Origin of the sequence: Bacillus sp. HMSC036E02 (genome assembly GCF_001836235.1) — a bacterium.
GTDB lineage: Bacteria > Bacillota > Bacilli > Bacillales > Bacillaceae_G > Bacillus_A > Bacillus_A cereus.
In genome coordinates, this window is the sequence record NZ_KV827847.1 from 1 (window position 1) to 280 (window position 280).

The following is a 280-nucleotide window of genomic DNA, read 5'->3' on the forward strand; positions in this document are numbered from 1 at the left end:
AATAAATTCGAATGTTGATCCTCTTCTGAGGTCCAAGTATGAATGAAGTCTGTAATAACAGAAAGGGATCCTTTAAAAGTCGCAGATAAATACGTTGTAAACCATGGCAAATTCACTTCTGTTAATAAAGCTGTTTCAATGGCCGTAATTACACCAGAAGGGAGAGTAACTTGACTTTCATCCCAAGGAACTCTTTTAAAGTCCATTCCCTTATCCCATGGTAAAAACTCATGATAACCCCAGTCTATCTTCTGCGCTCTTATTTTATGTTGTTCATACA

1 protein-coding gene is annotated in these 280 nt (G+C 36.8%); it reads right to left on the reverse strand.

The genetic code is table 11. The features are described 5' to 3' along the window. A partial coding sequence (locus HMPREF2590_RS14020) for an acyl-ACP desaturase (protein ID WP_176748660.1) occupies positions 1–280 on the reverse strand: 280 nt, incomplete at both ends.